Source organism: Parapedobacter pyrenivorans, assembly GCF_014636865.1.
GTDB classification, from domain to species: domain Bacteria; phylum Bacteroidota; class Bacteroidia; order Sphingobacteriales; family Sphingobacteriaceae; genus Parapedobacter; species Parapedobacter pyrenivorans.
This window is the reverse complement of record NZ_BMER01000001.1, coordinates 2,704,569-2,721,214: the sequence shown is the minus strand read 5'-3', so window position 1 is coordinate 2,721,214 and position 16,646 is coordinate 2,704,569. Positions and strand designations below refer to the sequence as shown.

General features: G+C 48.6%; 13 protein-coding genes. 4 read left to right on the top strand and 9 right to left on the bottom strand.

The genetic code is table 11. The features are described from left to right. Nucleotides 1-5: 5 nt before the first annotated feature. From IEV98_RS10670 to IEV98_RS10660, 3 genes are all read right to left on the bottom strand, one after another. The gene (locus tag IEV98_RS10670; RefSeq protein ID WP_188505822.1) at nucleotides 6-3,164 is read right to left on the bottom strand and encodes a SusC/RagA family TonB-linked outer membrane protein; all 3,159 of its coding nucleotides are present in this window, start codon (nucleotides 3,162-3,164) and stop codon (nucleotides 6-8) included. Nucleotides 3,165-3,299: 135 nt separating this feature from the next. After that, the gene (locus IEV98_RS10665) at nucleotides 3,300-4,004 is read right to left on the bottom strand and encodes a FadR/GntR family transcriptional regulator (protein WP_188505821.1); all 705 of its coding nucleotides are present in this window, start codon (nucleotides 4,002-4,004) and stop codon (nucleotides 3,300-3,302) included. Nucleotides 4,005-4,091: 87 nt separating this feature from the next. Next, complete coding sequence (locus tag IEV98_RS10660; protein WP_229738671.1) at nucleotides 4,092-6,392, bottom strand: DUF4886 domain-containing protein; 2,301 nt, start codon at nucleotides 6,390-6,392, stop codon at nucleotides 4,092-4,094. An 88-nt stretch (nucleotides 6,393-6,480) separates the two neighbouring features. On the opposite strand from IEV98_RS10660, the gene IEV98_RS10655 reads away from it, so the two are divergent. From IEV98_RS10655 to IEV98_RS10640, 4 genes are all read left to right on the top strand, one after another. Further along, complete coding sequence (locus IEV98_RS10655) at nucleotides 6,481-7,491, top strand: DHH family phosphoesterase (RefSeq protein WP_188505820.1); 1,011 nt, start codon at nucleotides 6,481-6,483, stop codon at nucleotides 7,489-7,491. 17 nt (nucleotides 7,492-7,508) lie between these two features. Next, complete coding sequence (locus IEV98_RS10650; protein ID WP_188505819.1) at nucleotides 7,509-8,477, top strand: FKBP-type peptidyl-prolyl cis-trans isomerase; 969 nt, start codon at nucleotides 7,509-7,511, stop codon at nucleotides 8,475-8,477. A gap of 107 nt (nucleotides 8,478-8,584) precedes the next feature. Continuing rightward, nucleotides 8,585-9,352 (top strand): TatD family hydrolase, encoded by a 768-nt coding sequence (locus IEV98_RS10645; RefSeq protein WP_188505818.1) that lies wholly within the window; start codon nucleotides 8,585-8,587, stop codon nucleotides 9,350-9,352. Nucleotides 9,353-9,388: 36 nt separating this feature from the next. Continuing rightward, a complete protein-coding gene (locus IEV98_RS10640) occupies nucleotides 9,389-10,405 on the top strand; it encodes an asparaginase (protein WP_188505817.1) in 1,017 nt (338 codons plus the stop codon). Between the two features lie 10 nt (nucleotides 10,406-10,415). Here IEV98_RS10640 and IEV98_RS10635 read toward each other — a convergent pair whose 3' ends face one another. The 6 genes from IEV98_RS10635 to IEV98_RS10610 form a co-directional block, all read right to left on the bottom strand. Beyond that, on the bottom strand, nucleotides 10,416-11,723 hold the full coding sequence (locus IEV98_RS10635) for a bifunctional folylpolyglutamate synthase/dihydrofolate synthase (RefSeq protein WP_188505816.1): 1,308 nt from the start codon (nucleotides 11,721-11,723) through the stop codon (nucleotides 10,416-10,418). A 23-nt stretch (nucleotides 11,724-11,746) separates the two neighbouring features. Continuing rightward, nucleotides 11,747-12,568, bottom strand: coding sequence for an energy transducer TonB (locus IEV98_RS10630; RefSeq protein ID WP_188505815.1), 822 nt, complete (start codon nucleotides 12,566-12,568; stop codon nucleotides 11,747-11,749). 69 nt (nucleotides 12,569-12,637) lie between these two features. After that, nucleotides 12,638-13,045, bottom strand: coding sequence for an ExbD/TolR family protein (locus IEV98_RS10625; RefSeq protein WP_188505814.1), 408 nt, complete (start codon nucleotides 13,043-13,045; stop codon nucleotides 12,638-12,640). Between the two features lie 11 nt (nucleotides 13,046-13,056). Further along, on the bottom strand, nucleotides 13,057-13,758 hold the full coding sequence (locus tag IEV98_RS10620) for a MotA/TolQ/ExbB proton channel family protein (RefSeq protein WP_188505813.1): 702 nt from the start codon (nucleotides 13,756-13,758) through the stop codon (nucleotides 13,057-13,059). 47 nt (nucleotides 13,759-13,805) lie between these two features. Continuing rightward, the gene (locus IEV98_RS10615; protein WP_229738670.1) at nucleotides 13,806-14,834 is read right to left on the bottom strand and encodes an SPOR domain-containing protein; all 1,029 of its coding nucleotides are present in this window, start codon (nucleotides 14,832-14,834) and stop codon (nucleotides 13,806-13,808) included. 57 nt (nucleotides 14,835-14,891) lie between these two features. Further along, nucleotides 14,892-16,628, bottom strand: coding sequence for a hypothetical protein (locus IEV98_RS10610; protein WP_188505811.1), 1,737 nt, complete (start codon nucleotides 16,626-16,628; stop codon nucleotides 14,892-14,894). Between the last annotated feature and the right edge of the window lie 18 nt (nucleotides 16,629-16,646).

Genomic DNA, 16,646 nt, shown 5'->3' with positions numbered 1-16,646 from the left:
TAGCTTTATAACGTGATTTTGGCTCCGAAAGAAAATCTGCGAATCGGAGGGTAGTTATAATAAGAGGCATTATAGGTAGTGGAAGCCCCTACTTCCGGCGAAATCCCCATCCCTTGCACGGCAGAAAAATAGTGCAGGTTATTCCCCGAAACCGTCAGCGCCAAATCCTTTAAGCCCAGTCTGCCGATGAACTTTTCAGGTACGCGGTATTGGAGTGTAACTTCCCGTATACACAGATAGTCGCCTTTATAGTTAAACACATCCGAGGTTCTGGAAAAATTGGAGTTGCCTACATCTGGATCGTTGGCCGTAAACCTAGCATACTTCGTATCATCGCCCTCGCCGGTCCATGCTTTTTTCACTTCATCCACCAATGTGTAGTTGTTAGCAAACGTATTCATGAAATACCGCATATACGCATTGTGATTAATGGAATGACCCAGTGCCCAGTCAACGAAGATATTCAGGCTGAAATTCTTGTACGAAAACGCGTTGTTTAATCCACCGGTCGTGTGCGGAACGGTTACTCCGAGTTCAAACTGGTCACGGCTTGTAACCCGTCCGTCGCCATCTCGGTCCATCCACTCATAATCCCCCGCGACCTTGCGCCCGCGGATGCTTTGCCCGTCTGCTGGATCCCACCCCCTAGCGCTTTCATCGTACCGGGCATTGGCAGCCTGTTCTGCATTTTGAAGAATGTGATCTACCGTATAACCATAATACCGGTATAACGGCTCCCCTTCGGCGGTCCCTCCAAAAGCAGTACCGTCTGCCAAGGTTATGCCGCCTATGCGATTGCGGTCCCTGCCATTGTCAGGCAGTTCGAGCACCTTATTTTTGACAAAACTCCAAGTCAACTTGGAATCCCATGAAAAGTCACCGCCGGTGATGTTTCGGGAAGAAAGTTCCAGATCGTATCCATGGAATTTAACCTTACCGATATTAGTCTGCACATTGCTGAATCCGGTGGTATTTGGCAATTCCATACTGAACAGTAAATCTTCGGTAATTTTATTGAAATAATCAGCGCTGACAGAAATCCGGTTGTTGACAATACTAAAATCAAATCCAGCATCCAGCTGCGTCGATGTTTCCCAGGTAAGATCCCTATTGGGCATAGTTGCTGGAACGATTCCAGCATTGCTGTTGTACCTGGCATCAGTGGCATACCTACCCAATGCGTCATATAACCCAATCGAATTGTTACCGGTCTGTCCATAGCTCGCCCGTACTTTAAGGTAATTGACGACGGCACTGTTACGCATAAAGTTTTCTTCGGAGACTACCCAACCGCCGGAGATACCGGGAAAGAAACCCCAGCGGTTTTCTTCAGCAAATAGGGATGAGCCATCGTAACGGAAAGTTGCCATCAACAGGTATTTTTTCTGATAGTCATACGATAATCGGCCAAAATAACCGATCAAGACTTCTTTTTCAAACTTGCTGTCGGCCCCGGTTTTGTTGGGCCCCGCGGTCAGGGTGGGCACCTTGTCGGAGCTAGCCCCTGTTGCGCTCGCCGAAAACGCCTTATTGTCTGTCACTTGATAGGAGTAGCCTGCCATTCCGGATACCGAATGAGCACTACCAAAACTTTGATCGTATGAAAGATACGCGTCCAGCTTCGTCCGGTCAAGCTCGCCGAAGCTAGCTTTGGTCGTTCGTAACCCACTGAATTCGTGTGCTTTTTCAAAATAATCATATTGGGTTACGTGATTATAGTTCGAAATCTGGACATTGGCTTTCAGCTGATCCAGTATCCGGTAATCCAACCCACCGATTAAAGAAAGCCTCTTATCCTTATTTGCGATATCACGGGTATAATCCCACCATACGGGATTGGGAGACGATGCATTGTAACCCGGGGTAGGCCGACCATCCGCATAATATACTTTTTGCGTTGCCGGCGTAGCCAGTCCACGTGCGATGACGTTCATCTGGTTCTCGAATTCGCTGGAGCGTGTGCTGGAAAAATCAAAAGCTGTGTTTAATGAGAGCCGCTCCGAAATCTTTACATCGGCTTTTGCCCGTCCGCTGTAGCGTGAATAGCCAGTACCGAGCGCCACGCCGCCGTCGTCGGTAAACCCGCCACTGGCAGCATAGCGAATAAACTCATTACCTCCATCTACGCCAAGATAATAGTTCTGCCATAACACGTTCCGATACATCAGCGACTGGTAATCGTTGTCTTGGTAAATCAGCGTTCTGCTCGGATCAAGCGGATCGGGCATCGATCCATAACCTGCCGGAACGGATTCTCCGTCACGCAGATACCGCGTAGAATAAAGGGAATTTTCGTCATTTCCTGAACTTGCGGAATAGCCGGAGGCACTGTTATATTGCGCATTCGGGCTCAATGCCACGGCGGGTCTTACGGTATTGATATAGTCTCGGGCATCCATAAAATCAATCAGCGTCTCAGGCGATTGATGAGCTAGGTCCACATCAAAGGTAATGCGAGGTGAGCTGGCTGCGGATCCCTTCTTCGTGGTAATAAGTACCACACCATTGGATGCACGCGAGCCGTATATCGCTGTGGATGCGGCGTCTTTAAGTACCTCAATGGACTCCACGTCATTGGGATTGATTCCCGAAAATGCCCGTTCCACACCATCCACCAGTACCAACGGATCATTGGACTTGTTGATGGATGAGCCGCCACGGATCCGGAAGACCGCGTCTGCTCCTGGCGTATTGTTTGATGAATAAACCCGTGCACCGGCTACCTTGCCTTTCAATCCCTCGCCCACGGTACTGATTGGAATATCCTGCAATACCTCGCCCCCTACTTTCGTAATGGCCGAGGTGACCGTGCGGCGGGACTGCGTGCCGTATCCCACGACAACGACTTCATCCAAGTTAGTCTGTGCCTCGTCAAGTACGACGTTAAGCACGTTTGACGTCGGAATGGCTAATTCCTGTGTTTCGAAACCTACTGCCGAAAAAGTAAGTGACTGACCAGCAACAGGTAAATCGATCCGATAACTACCGGCGTCATCCGTCGTGGCCTTAGCGGTTGCCCCCCTCAGGGAGACCGTAACTCCCTGCACGGGCTCTCCAGCCGAAGAAGTGACCGTTCCGGAAACCGATCTGTTTTGTGCATTGACCCCTTGGATCGGAAAGAATATCCAACAAGGGAGAATAAGAATCAATAAAGCTAACCTCATAATTCAGTACAAATTTAATAGTTGGTGATATCGTCCTTATGTAGAACATATCAACAAAAGAAAAATATTAAATCCACACTTCCAAATATTTTTTCCTATTTCTCTTGTTTAGCTGGTTTTGTTACTTGGGATCACCTATTTCCGTATGCGTTCAAAATGCGGGCTCAAATGTTCCTTCATGCCTTGCCGGAAATCGTCAGGATTGCCTTTTTTAAGCAAATCAAGCAAATCCCGATGGGTCACCTTACCTACCTTTGCCTGGCCATTGATTTTTGCTTCCTCACTGACCACATATTCAAATACGGGCAGCAGCATATTCTGGAACCGCCTGAACGTATCGTTACCGGTCATTTGGTAGAGCTTGCCATGGAACGCGATTTCATGTTTTACCTTGAAGGGCTTCTGTACTTTATTCACCTCTTTGTTAACGATCTGCTCCAATTCTTTCAAGTCCTTATCGGTCATCCGAGCAAATAAGATGTCGGCCAAACCCATTTCGAGCACAAGACGCAGCTCAAACAGATCCTGAAGCGTCTTCACATCCAATATCAGTGGATCCATTACCCGTTCGAACCCGCCGAGGATGTCCGGCTCCGCTAATATCATCCCTCGCTTCTTCCTCGATTCAATCATCCCCAACATACGCAAACGGCTGAGTGCCTCACGCAGCACATTGCGACTCACGTCCAATGCTTCCGCCAGCTCCAATTCTTTTGGCAGGGCGTCGCCCGGCTTGAAAGCCTTTCTTTTCAGATATTCCCTTAAACGCAGTTCCACCACGTCCGCCATGGTAGAGGGTGCTATTTTCTCGATGTCCCTACTTAAATTCTTGCTTGCCATCTAATCCTATTGTAGTAACCTGTTGGTGATGATTGCAAAAATGTGATATTTTTTGTGATTATGTAGGACAAAATAAATTTTTGTTTATTACATCAAAAGCGCCGCGGCTTCTTGGTCATCGAACTTTTTGATCTGCTCCGTCAACAGTTTTTTCATTTCGGTGGTTATCGCTTTGTATCCTGTTTTGCCATACAGGTTGTCCATTTCATTCGGATCTTCCTTGAGATCGAAAAGCTCCCAAGCGTCCACCCGTTTGTAAAATCGGATGAGCTTATAGCGCGCCGTCCGTACACCGAAATGCGGGGAGACCGCATGCTCGCCATTTTCATAATAATGATAATACACGGCATCGCGTATGGCGGCTTCTGGCCGCTTGAATAGCGGCAGCATAGACATCCCCTGCATGTCTGCCGGAATAGCTGCACCGGCAAGATCCAGCACCGTTGGTGCAATGTCAGTATTTACCACGAAATGACCGATCTCAGAACCCGGTGCAATTACACCGGGCATCCGCGCCACCATCGGCGTACGAAAAGATTCCTCATACATAAACCGCTTATCAAACCACCCGTGTTCTCCCAGGTAGAACCCTTGGTCTGAAAGGTAAATGACCAACGTGTTTTCCGTGAGCCCGTGGGTGTCAAGATAGTCCAATACCCGTCCGATACTACGGTCCATGGAAGCTGCCGTACTGAGGTAGTCCCGCATATAATGCTGGTACTTCCATTCGGCCAGCGCCCTTCCCGAAAGGTTGCGCGATTTGAAGTCGGCGAATATCGGTTGGTAATACGCGTCAAACTTCTGACGTTGTGCGTCATTCATCCGTTTCACAGCTGCTTCACGATCGGCTTCACCAATCGTCTGCATCTTCAGGTCATAGCCCATCCGCATATCCTTGGCTATACTCATTTCCTGCAGGGCCGCAGCCTGGCGTCCTGTATAATCGTCATAAAAAGTTTTGGGCAGCGGAAAATCCATTTGCTCGTATCGGCCAAAGTCGACTGTATCCGGTAACCACGTTCGGTGGGTCGCTTTGTGACCGATGACTAAGCAAAATGGTCTGTTATGATCTCTTCCTTCGAGCCATGTTTCGGCTTTATCCGTAATAATGTCCGTCACATATCCTTCCACATGCTCCTTTTTACCATCTTGGTTGATAAAATCGGGATTGTAATAACTACCCTGCCCGGGGAGAATACTGTAATAGTCGAAACCTTGCGGGTTATTGCCCAGATGCTGTTTCCCGATCCATGCGGTTTGATAGCCTACGCCCTGTAGCCGTTTTACAAACAGATCCTGTCCATGATCGAACGTGGACGTTTCGTTGTCCTTGAATCCATTTTTATGGCTGTATTTTCCCGTAAGCAATGTCGCGCGGCTTGGTCCGCAGATCGAATTCGTTACATAGGCTCCCACAAACCGCGCACCTTCTCTTGCTATCCGGTCGATATTAGGTGTTTGGACCGAGCCATGTCCATACGCACTAATCGCCTGAAAAGCGTGGTCGTCGGAAAGGATAATGAGGACATTGGGTTGCGATTTGATTTCCGTCACTGAAAAGGGTTGCCGGACCGCCGCGTGGGCGGCCTGCCGAGCAATCGCGGCCTGCGCCTCAGACACTTGATCCGGGCGGTAATGACCTACGGGTGCTTGTTTGCCAAACAGGGATTCGAACCAGGTACATGCCGCGATAAACCGCCCGATGTGCAGATCGAGGTGGTATCCATCGCGCGTAAGGCTATCACCGATAAAACTCGTCCGCGCATTCTGGATGGCCGTACCACAGGGGATCAACAAATCGATGGGAACCAGCTGCTGTGCTTGCGCAGAAGCCTTCATGATGGCTTTGTACATCGTCTGTTGGTCGTTATCATAATTTGCAAAACCGTCATGTGTTGAGTTAGCCGCATATGCCCAGGTCTGGTGCCAAATAAATCTGCTGCTACCGGCTGTCGCACTATCGATATAATGGTACAATGAGTTAAGCGGCAAGCGATAACTATCAAACTGACCGGACAATGGACTAGCCTGCTGGAGTGATATGTAATCCCAGCGTTCGTCCGCTAATGCGGTAAGGATGCTGACATGTTCGCGGGTCGTATTTGCTCCCGCTGCATCGATTTTCCGATAGCTGTATGCAGCCTTGTCGCCCTGGGCATTCTCCCAGTGCAGCGACAGCGGTGCCCCACCGATATACATGTTTCCGATCACCATGTGTTTACCTGCAGCTGCTGCCAGTTCATGTAAATATTGCTCAACAGCATCCTGCGAAAAACTGTTGCCTATTGCCAATACTCGTAATGTGTCCTGCTGGCCCTGAGCCCACGCATGGTGGGTGAATGCCGTCAACAGGCACACCGCTAATAAAAACCGATTGATGTTAATCATCTCCAATTATAGCCATTTTTTTTTTTAACAATTCAAAAATTCCTTAATCGGATTTTTTATAGTAGGTTTGCAACCTTTTAGCAGTTGAATGTTTACACTGGAAGCGCTTAAGGAGGAACTGACCAAACCGAAGCATATCGTTGTCACTACGCACCATAAACCCGATGGAGATGCATTGGGGTCGTCATTGGCAATATACCACTGGCTCCAAGCCAAAGGCCACACCGTCCAGGTTATCGTACCGTCGGATTTCCCGACCTTTCTTGACTGGATGCCTGGCCGTAAAGACGTAGCGATATATACGCAAAACAAAACAGGTAATGACCTATTAATCGCTTCGGCAGATTTCATCTTCTGCCTTGATTTCAATGGACTGCCTCGCATCCATGCGATGGAAGAGTCGGTGAAGAATGCCGCCGCTATCAAAATCATGATCGATCATCATCTGGATCCTGAGGGATTTGATGACTACCGGCATTGGGATAGCCAAGCAGCCGCATCTGCGCAGCTGGTTTATGACTTTATCGTCAATGTCATGGACGATCACCAAGCCATTACACCGGAAATAGCCACCTGCCTGTATACGGGGCTCATGACAGATACCGGTTCATTCCGGTTCCAGACGACCACCCCGTTGGTACACCTCATCACGGCAGACCTGGTCAACTTAGGGGCCAAGAACTGGGAAATCCATGAACACGTGTATAACAGCTACACCGAGAATCGACTGAAATTCCTGGGCTTCTGTTTATTAAACCGGCTGGAGGTATTGCACGAATACCATACCGCTTTCTTTAGCATTTCCCGTCAAGATCTCAACCGCTTCCAAATCACCACCGGTGACACCGAAGGGCTGGTGAATTATGCCTTGGCAATCAATGGCATGAAGCTTGCCGCATTGATCATCGATCGTACGGAGCAGGTTAAACTTTCACTACGGTCTGTGGGCGACTTTCCTTGCAACGAAGTATGTAAAAAACATTTCAATGGCGGGGGTCACCGAAATGCCGCAGGCGGGAATTCAAATGAATCATTATCAAATGTCGTTCAACAATTCAAATCATTATTACCGGAATATAAAGCGCTTTTAATAAAATAATTAATCTCTTACAAAACATGAAGAAATCAGTTTTTAGTTTAGGGCTCGCAATAGCAGTATTGGGCAGTGCCTGTAAGCAATTCGAGAAGGGTGAAGGCGGCCTGCAATACAAAATTGTGAAGGATAACGGCCAACCCAAAGCACAGACGGGCGACCTGCTTTCGGTGAACCTGACGGTCACGACCGACAGGGACTCGCTGCTATCCAGCACCTACAAGATTGGGCTACCGCAGATCATCAACATCGCTGCAGACACCCTACCAGGCCTTTATCCTGGCGATTATAATTCCATGTTCAGGATGCTTGGCGAAGGTGACAGTGCTGTATTTCAGCTCGACTTAGATACCATGGCAGCCAAGACCATGCAACCCAAGCCGGATTTTGCCGATAAATACGTAACGTTTAACGTGAAGGTAAACAAGCATTTCAAAAAAGGCGACCTGACGGACAGTGCGCTGTATGCCGAAGTGAATACTTATTTTGATGCTGAAATCGAAAAATTGAAAACTTCGGAAGAAAGCAAAATTAATAACTACATCAAAACAAACAACCTAGAACCTCAAAAAACGGCTTCCGGCCTGCAATACATCATCACCGAAGAAGGCACAGGTGAAAAGCCTGCTGCTGGCGATACCGTAAAGGTAAACTATACCGGCGCGCTGGTCTCCACTGGGGATGTATTCGATACTTCCATTAAAGAGGTAGCCGAAAAAAGCGGCACCTATAATGCCATGCGTCCTTACGAACCGGCTAAATTTGCCATCGGTGTACGCCAGGTTATTCCTGGATGGGACGAAGGCCTGTTGCTGTTGCCTAAAGGAAGCAAGGCGAAACTCATTATCCCGTCTGAACTGGGATACGGTGAGCGTGGCGACGGCCGCGGTGTAATACCTCCGTTTGCCCCGTTGGTATTCGATATCGAACTGATCGATATCATAAAGCCTGTCGCTCCTGATACCACGGCGCAGGATAGCACTGGAAAATAAGATAAACGGACGCCTTCCCAACGGAAGGCGTTCTTGTTATATAGCTTTTGACGTCTTGCTTTTAACAGGTAAGTTGGCTAAGTTTGTAACGCACCCCAAGATTTGCAATGACGCTTACCGATACCCATACACATCTTTATTACCTGTACGGCACGCCCGATTTGGCCATCCAGATGCAGCGGTGCTTTGACAATGATGTGAGACATTTCTTATTGCCGAATGTGGATAGCGAATCCATCCCAAAGGTACTGGGCACAGCAGCAGCCTACCCAGGCAGTTGCTACGCGATGATGGGCTTGCATCCCTGTAGCGTAAAAACCGACTACCTTGATGAGCTAGCCACCATCGAACAAATAATCGCCGACAATAAAATTTACGGAATCGGCGAAATTGGCATTGACCTTCATTGGGAAAAAACTACGTTACCGTTGCAGCAGGAAGCGTTCCGCATTCAGACCCGCTGGGCGAAGGACCTAGGTCTACCGGTTTCCATTCATTGTCGAGATGCTTTTGACGAGCTCTTCCAATTGCTTGATGAGGTACAAGATGGTCGCTTGAGGGGCGTCCTGCATTGCTTCACCGGAAATAGCCAACAGGCACAACGCACCATTGATTTGGGCCTACACCTTGGGATAGGTGGTGTTGTTACCTACAAAAACGCAGGGTTGGATGCGGTGGTTGCTAACCTAGACCTCCGTCATATCGTATTGGAAACAGATGCCCCATACCTTGCACCAGTACCCTATCGGGGAAAAAAGAATGAAAGCAGTTACCTATTGCATATTGCACAAAAAATTGCAGATTTGCACGGAGTTACCCTAGCAACCGTAGCAGCGACAACCACGGAAAATGCAAAACGAGTATTCGGGATTTGAGCCTGCGCCAAACGCAGCAACCATAACGTTAATTGGATGAACAATGTTTTCGTAATTTATACGGGAGGAACGATCGGGATGGTCAAAGACGACCAAAACGGCACATTCATGCCATTTGATTTTGAGCTCATCGCCAAAAATATCCCGGAATTGGCGCGGCTCAACTATAACCTCACGGTGCACTCGTTTACCCCCATAATCGACTCGTCGAATATGCAGCCTGCTATATGGGTGGAAATGGCCAGCCTCATTAAAGAAAATTATGATGCCTATGATGGGTTTGTCATCCTCCATGGCTCGGACACGATGGCGTTTTCGGCTTCCGCTTTAAGTTTTATGCTTGAGGGATTGCAGAAGCCGGTCATCCTCTCCGGCTCCCAGTTACCGATCGGTGAAATACGGACAGATGCGAGAGAAAACCTGATTACAGCACTGGAACTAGCGTCTGCCAAAAAAAAGGACAGGTCACTCATCCACGAAGTATGCATCTTCTTCGATAATAAGCTTTTCCGCGGTAACCGTTCATTCAAATATAACTCTGCGAAATTTGAGGCCTTCCGGTCTCCCAATTACCCCGTGTTGGTCGAAGCAGGTGTTCACCTCAAATACAACCGCGGGGCCTTGCTCGACAACAGCGGCAAGGAATTTATCTTGCACACCGAATTGGATAATTCGGTATCCGTGCTGAAGTTATACCCGGGCATCAGTTCTGAGATTGTACGTGCGGTATTGGAATCGCCTGCCCGGTCAGTCATCATGGAAACTTTCGGATCAGGCAACACCACAACCGCTCAATGGTTTCTCGACCTGATCGATGGTGCCATAGCGAATGGAAAAAACATCCTTAACATCTCTCAATGCAAGGTCGGAACAGTAGAATTGGGCCGCTATGAAACCAGTAAATATTTAAAGGAAATGGGTGTAATCAGCGGATATGACATGACCTTCGAAGCTGCGGTGACCAAACTGATGTACCTGCAAGGAGAATTCGAACAACAAAGCGATGTCGCTTATTGGGCTGAACAGAATATCCGGGGAGAGTTGACCGCTTGATTACCCTGTTTCAAGCACTAAACCCCATGGCCAGCAGGGCGTCCGCTACAATAAATGTACTACCACCGATAAAAATAAGGTCTGACGAAAGTGCGCTTTCCCGCGCAGCCATGACCGCATCGCTAACACGATCAAACACCTCTCCTTGTAATCCGAAATGTGTCGCAATCTCGTGTAGTTCAGCCGCTGGCAGTGCCCTTGGCATATCCACTTGGCAGAAATAATAGTGGGTATCCCGAGGTAACAACGGAAGCATCTGTTCCAGATCCTTATCACGCATTACGCCAATTACGATGTGAAGTTCGTGATAGGCGATAGCAGCGATGTTAGCCAATACTTCCCGCCAGCCATCTATATTATGCCCCGTATCGCAAATAATCAATGGGTCTGTTGAGAGGGTCTGCCACCGCCCCATCAACCCCGTAAGGCGCTGTACGTGTTTCAATGCATATTGCACAGTGGTATCCGAAATGGAAAAGCCCTGCTTTCTTAATTCATCTACCGCGCAAAGGACTCCCGGAAGGTTCTTGGCTTGATAGCTCCCTGTAAGATCCAATGCATAGGTCCGCTCATCGTCCGAATACCGATGCAAGGTTTTCAGGTGTAACAAGCCTGAATCCTTCCCAATGGCGTCTATCTGCCACTGGTCGGATGCAAATACAAGTGAGCTCCCATTCTCGACAGCGAAACGCTTAAAGATATCAGCCACATCCTGTTGCCATTCTCCCACCACTACAGGTACACCTGGTTTGATAATACCTGCTTTTTCCATGGCGATCTCTTGCAGTGTATTGCCTAGCATATGGGTGTGGTCGTAGCCAATATTCGTGATCACGGAGAGCAACGGCATAACGATATTGGTAGAGTCGAGCCTACCACCTAGGCCGGTCTCGACCACAACGATATCCACCTGCTCTTCGGCGAAATAGCTAAATGCCATGGCTACCGTTACCTCGAAAAACGAAGGCTGGATGATCTCTATCAGGGATTGATTAGCACTGACGAAATCGGCGACCGCATCCCGAGGAATCATGGAACCGTTTATCCGGATCCGTTCGCGGAAATCCAATAGATGGGGTGAGGTATATAAACCGGTTTTATAACCCGCCGCCTGCAAGCTGGCAGCGAGCATATGTGATGTGGATCCCTTACCATTCGTGCCGGCTATATGAATACACTTGAACCGATTTTGGGGATTGCCAATTGCCTCACAAAGCCGATAAGTATTCGTGAGGTCTTTTTTGAATGCCGATGCACCATCGCGTGTAAACATCGGCAACCGCGCGTAGAGGTAATCAACTGCTTCCTCGTAGTTCATGCGGATTAAACAAACGGATGTCGTTATTTTAATTTGAATCTAAACGGGATTAATCCACGTTGCTCTCGCGGCGCCCGTTCGATCTCGTTAAACCTCGCCCCCCTTACTGCACGTTCGCATTTATCCCATAACGATTTATCGGTCAATGTTGTTCCTCTTAGGCTTACACGGGCAAACGTGATCCGGCCATCGCGAGCCACGCGGACCTCCACCATCACCACACCGGCCTGCTGGCCGTTATCTTCAATATCAGGTGGCACCGCCCAGCCACGATTTTGGATGGAAAGGCCCATATCGCCGTCTCCCGAACCGCCCTCGCCATAATCCGGAGAAAGTGGATCGCCCTGGTTGCTGCCTTGATTGCCGCCGGTTGCTCCGGTGCCGTCTCCCCTGCCTGTAGCGTTGTTACGCTTTCCGGTATAAAGGGCATTCGGATTGACTGCAGGTTTACTGTCCTTCTTTTCCACCGTGGCCTCTTCCGCATTGGCCTTTTTTGGCTCATTGGCGACTACAGCAGGCGCATCTTCCATATCCTGCGTAGCAACACTGCGCTCCGTAACCTGCTGCGAAGGCGTGGCTTGGGTTTCCTGCTCCGGGTCAATCTTATCTGGCCTCACGTTATTCGCATTCGGATCCATAGATGCCTCGTCGACTGTCATGTAATCGTCGCCCATCCCGACTTCGGACGTACCATAGTTGACAATGATGCCCCCGGTTCCGATATCCGGGAAAGCCGATCCGATCATGATAATAAAGCTAAGAATCAACAATACCCCCATCACTGCACTTGATATCCACAGTGCTTTAGGATAGTTGTTGTCTTCTTGTAAATGATAATAACCCATCGTATTTCAACACCTTTTACGTTCTCTTATTAGGATGCTTTTCTTACTGGAATTCCATAAGTCAAAAACTCATTCGCGCAATGGCTCCGTAGCCAACACCAGCCGTATTTTCAGCTTGTTGGCAACATCCATTACTGAAATTACATTTTGGATAGGCACCGTACTGTCGGCGTAGAGCATCACGGTAAGATCCTCTCCCGGCTGCACATAGGCCTGGATCGCATTCAACAGGTTATCGTACGGTACTTCCTCCTTATCCAGGTAATATTTCAGATCCTGGGTTACGGATACGGTAAGTGTCTTTTTGGCAACAGACTGCTCTCCGGCGCTGGAGCGCGGCAGCAATAATTTTACCACCTGGGGATTAGCAACCGCGGACGCCAGCAGGAAAAACAACATCAGGAAAAACATGATATCATTCAGGGAATCCGTAAAGACCCTAACCTCTGATTTATTTCGTTTCGCTCTTAAATTCATGCCCAAAAAGTTTATGAACCCGGTTCATCCAATAAGTCAACAAATTCAATGGCATCCGTTTCTATCCGGAGAATCAATCGCTCAAGCATGGTATTCAACCAATGGTATCCGGCAAATGCCAAGATACCAATCGTCAATCCTGCGGCCGAAGCAATCATCTTCACATACAACCCACCCGACACGCTCGCGATATCAATACCACCTGCGGCCTCTACATCCCTGAAGATGATAATAACACCGAAAATCGTTCCAACGAAACCTAACATAGGCGCAACAGCAGCGATGATGCTGAGTATGTTAAGATTCTTCTCCAATCGGGCAACTTCTAGCTTACCGATGTTCTCTATCGCTCCCTCAATATCCTTAATGGGCCGTCCTATACGCACCAGTCCTTTTTCGAGCATCCTTCCCAACGGACTATTACTTGCCCGACAAACTGACAACGCACCATCCAACCTACCCGAAAGCACGCTTTGCTTCACGTGCGACATCAGGCTTGGATCGTATTTTGAAGCTTTCTTTATCGTGAGGTAACGTTCTATGAATATCACCAACGTGGCAAAGAGTAATAATGCCAAAGGGATCATGATCCATCCCGCTTTGAAGAGCAAGCCGATCAGGCTTATTTTTTCATTGGCGAGTTCTACTGTTTGCTGCGCTGCTCCCGCTAACGTGTCAAGCGGGTAAATGGTGTCTTGTTGTAATAGTGACATAAAATAATGATATAATTTCCTTCTGTTGTTTTGTAATCTGCGTGTTCCTAATCGTGTGCAACTTTAGCAATCCATGCACCGGGCTCGAAATTCTTCTGCACCCTTGCCAGCTCCCGGTAGGCTTCTTCTTCGGTAGCATATGATCCCCAGCTTATCTTCTTCCGGTTACCCGGCATCTTGCTATCAATGGCTTGGAGATCGTACCCTTTCGCTTTCATATCAGCTACAAATTTCCTTGCCTGTGCCATAGTGGCAAATGACCCTACGATAATCTCATAAGTTACGGACGGCTTTTCCGTCACAATTTTTGCGTCCGGTATACGCTCAACAGGGATACTATCGATTGCCGAAGCCGTTGCTTGGACCGTATCTTTGGCAACCGAATCGGCCTTACTTTCAACCAACGGAATTTCCGCTACGGGTGGTTCTTGATTAGCTGACTGACGGTGTTGCACCTCCGCCCGTCCGAAAAATCCGGCTATCGCCGTGCGATCGAACAAGGCGGGCTGGAAATACCAAATTGCGGCGACACCAACCAATAGCACCAACAATACAGCAGCGATCATCCACCGCGTCGTACGACCCCTACCGGAGTATTCTTCAGTGGATACTGCCGATTCAGGTTCTCCGCCTTCAATTAATGGGGTCTCCACTTCCCCAATTGCGACCTTCTCGCCTGTGGCAGGTGGCCCTGCGCTTATCGGTTTCCAATGGAAATCATCGTTTTTCAACGGTTCAAATATAAACGACGCGCCATCGGGAAACAAATAACCAAGGCCGTCCAATAACGCTTGACCATTGCGGCTAATGGCCTCCATGACTTCCTTTACTGCCCCGTCCAAAATACGCGAAGCCGTAGCCCCATCAACTTGTTGTTGCGCTTGCAGGTATCCGGTTATCGGAAATACATCGGTATGCTCTTCCGTCAATTCGATGCGGTTTGCTGGCGGAAGAAAAGCAGATCGCGCTTCATCATAGAATGCGGAAACGTACGTTTTCCTAAACACACCGATCCCTGGCACCTCCACAGCTGGGTATCGCCTCAACAAATTCGCTATACACAAACCCAAATTCATATCCTTACTTGCTTAACTATTCACTTACACGCCCGCACTCACCTGACAAGCAAATTGTCAAAATGAAAAATTAATGCCGCCGATGACATTCAAGCCCAACCTGGGGTAAAACAAGTAACGCTCGTAATCATTACCCAACATATTATTCAATCTTACATAGATTCCGATACGATCAGTTGCACGGTATTCGGCTCCCGCACTCAAATCGGCAAACGAGGGTATTGTCACCTTACGCGCCCCCGCATCGCCTATCTCGGTGATGGCGTAGTCGCCAAGGCCCACGCCGGCATCGTTAACCAATCCATAGGTCTGTCCTTGGAAAAGAAGTTCACCATCCACATACAGCTTGTCGCTGATATTGAAACGTGCATTGGCCGCGAGCCGCATTTTGGGCATATACCAAGCCTCCTCTTGCTGCTGAAGATCGAACTCATTGAAGTTCAACCTACCGCCCACTGTCACCACCTCCGAAATGCGGACATTCAGCTCGCCCTCCAATCCCACGATCGTGCTTGCATTATCCCCGTCTTCATAAATAAGATTGAACGCATAGGGCGTACCTGGAGCGATGGCATAAAACGGCATACTCTCAATCCGCCTATAGAACGCCTTCACTTTATAGCCGAAGGTAGCCCCAGCATTCCCCTTGATACCGCCGAACACGTACATGCGATCCACGGAATTCCGGATGTAATTATCCGTCCCCAATGCTGCTAGCCAAGGATTTTCTTTGGTCAGTTCCTTAACAGATGTCCTGTTTACGTCACCATTGATCCCCCCAAAAATATGGGCAAACTGCGGAATCAGCGCGAAATCAACTTCTGCGGACGGAAAAATATTGGTCCGTGAGGAGTCGCCGAACTCCGCTACGAAATTGGCACCTAGTGTGATATTGTAATTAGGCCCCTGAAACCGTATATAGGGATTAATCCGGCCGATATGATTTCCAAGGCTGTAAGCGGCATCTTTCACTGATGTAAAGTCACCGGAGATATTGGCGCCCACATTAAATACGTTAATCTGCTTGTTGATATAGCCGGCCAATGCAAAAGAACTTTCCTTCGTATCGTAGGCATTGCTATAGCTATAGGCATCGGCTTTAAGTGAGTAGCTGAACGCATCCGAAGCCCCCTCGTCATAGTTGCTCGTCAGCTCTCCGGTAAAATAGATATCATTGAATGCCTGTTTGGCCGGGCTGGCATTCAGCGATGCGCCGTCGAGGTCTGCTACCGTACCATAAAACCGGGTGCCGTAACGGTTGAAACCCACTTCACCATCCAAAGTAACCGGCCCAAGCACTGTTCGTCCAAATACGCCGATTTGTTGCGAAGAAAACTTCTGTTCCTCAATCGTCCCCTGCTGGTTCAGGTGCTTCACATACCCGCCCAACCGGGTATCCACCCAATAGTCAGAGCTCAAGTAAACCTCGCCCAGCAGCGTGCCCAGATTACCCGCTCCAATCTTCGCATAGTTATTGGTTAGCGTTTGGGTTCGTGAGAAGGGCATTTCCTGAATTGTCAATCGCTTCGTACCTGTATTGATATCCAGCTTCTTATCGAGGATATTATACGTCAATTCGGGTTGATATTGTCTTTTATTGGTCATATCCGGGCTCTGCCGTATCTTCACGGCATCTGCCAATATCGGCCGGTAATCGCGTACCACATCAATGGAATCAATCGTAGCAGGCCGTCCGTCTTTCTGCGCTTCCTCCTGTGCATATCCAACCATGAGCGTCCCCGACAAAATCCCGGTAAGCAAGTACCCGTATCGCATTGATTTCTGAAAGATCATAACCCGTTAAAATTCCTG